2 protein-coding genes are annotated in these 1463 nt (G+C 32.8%); both read right to left on the reverse strand.

The annotated features are described in order from the left end of the window. Positions 1–158 precede the first annotated feature (158 nt). Positions 159–467 carry a hypothetical protein gene (locus tag BC781_RS25445; protein WP_146201795.1) on the reverse strand — a complete coding sequence of 103 codons (309 nt, stop codon included), beginning with the start codon at positions 465–467 and terminating at the stop codon, positions 159–161. Between the two features lie 314 nt (positions 468–781). Then, complete coding sequence (locus BC781_RS25365; RefSeq protein WP_146201796.1) at positions 782–1357, reverse strand: hypothetical protein; 576 nt, start codon at positions 1355–1357, stop codon at positions 782–784. Between the last annotated feature and the right edge of the window lie 106 nt (positions 1358–1463).

Consider the following 1463-nt stretch of genomic DNA (forward strand, 5'->3'; position numbering starts at 1 on the left):
ATCAAAAGGCACTGATCTCATTTAATTTAAAGAAACAGCTTCCACTAAAAATTTTATCGAATTTGAACTTTTTTAATTTGCTTAGCGGTAACGACCCGGGCATGGTATCGCAGGCAGATTGCGTCGCATAGCTGCCTGTGGAATATGCCCCTTGTTAGCTACTTTTTTACTACTTCTATTTTACTCAAATCAAACTGCATTTGTGCAGTATTACTTAAACGTAATCCAAAAAAGTCTGTTAGATTTTTATCAAGTTTAACAACTTCTCCAGATTGAGTATATGTCCCTATGATGGTAGATTTTCCAAAAGGATAAATATAATCAATGATATATCTATCAGATACTTTATCCACATAAATATAAAGAGCTTGTAAACCTAAATCTTGTCGATAAACACTACAACCAGCTTTGTTGAGACTTGAAAGTGTCAAATAGTCTACTCCCAAAATCAAAAAAAAACATGTCATGAAAGTATATATCTGATTTCTTCTAGTTTTGATCAATATCTTTGTAAGAACACCTAAAATCATCAAAATAATTATAGTAATCCAAATTACATTGGTTGTATCAAGTATATCGATAAATGCAGTTGAATATGTTTTATTGATTAAAAAACTGATTTGAAAAAATATAAACCATAAAATTATAATCATTAGTAGAATCAACAAACTGTATTTCAGAAAACTATTCATATAATAGTAGCTAACGGCTCGGGCATGGTGTCGCAGGCAGGTTGCGTCGCATGCTGCCTGTGCAATATGCCCCTTGTTGTGCATAGTTTTTAATTTTTCCATTCTACATATTCAGTAGGATTCTCACTATCATCCCAATGAATACTCAAGGTGTCTTTACTAACAGATATTATTCTTCCTTTTTGTACAAAGTCATTATAAAAAACCGTCAAACTATCCGAATTTAATATATAGGGCATTGCTCCATCTCCATCGTAGTCTACAACATAAAACTCATCTCTTCTAATCCAAAAATCTGCATGAGGTCCATTTGGATCTAATGTCCATATTTTGAATAAATATGTTGTATCAAGTGAAACGTTAGTTATTATGGTTTTTTCAGGTCTTTCAATGTTTACAGTCTCTAAATCTGTATTATATTCTGACACTGTAAATATATTTTTTTGTTGCTCGTTGGCTAGTTGATTATATCCATGATGCCCCTTTCGACTCTTTAATTCTAAATCATTACTTAAATCACATTCTTGAATTTCATAATTCCACCAACCACCTTTATCCAAACAAGAATCTACCTTGAAAAAGGTATCAATGATCGGATAAAGCCAAACTCCAGATATCAAACCTAGAATTAACACTATTGATATAAGAACTCTTTTGAACTTCATAAATTATTATGCACAACGCCCCGGGCATGGTATCGCAGGCAGGTTGCGTCGCAAGTGCCTGTGGAATATGCCCCTTGTTCTGTGCTTTTTGCTACTTATTTATTGA

This window comes from Sediminitomix flava, assembly GCF_003149185.1.
Lineage (GTDB): Bacteria > Bacteroidota > Bacteroidia > Cytophagales > Flammeovirgaceae > Sediminitomix > Sediminitomix flava.

What these genes read in the sequence shown, in the direction of transcription:
- BC781_RS25445 (WP_146201795.1), bottom strand. Translation starts at nt 467, where the DNA reads ATGACATGTTTTTTTTTGATTTTGGGAGTAGACTATTTGACACTTTCA.
- BC781_RS25365 (WP_146201796.1), bottom strand. Translation starts at nt 1,357, where the DNA reads ATGAAGTTCAAAAGAGTTCTTATATCAATAGTGTTAATTCTAGGTTTG.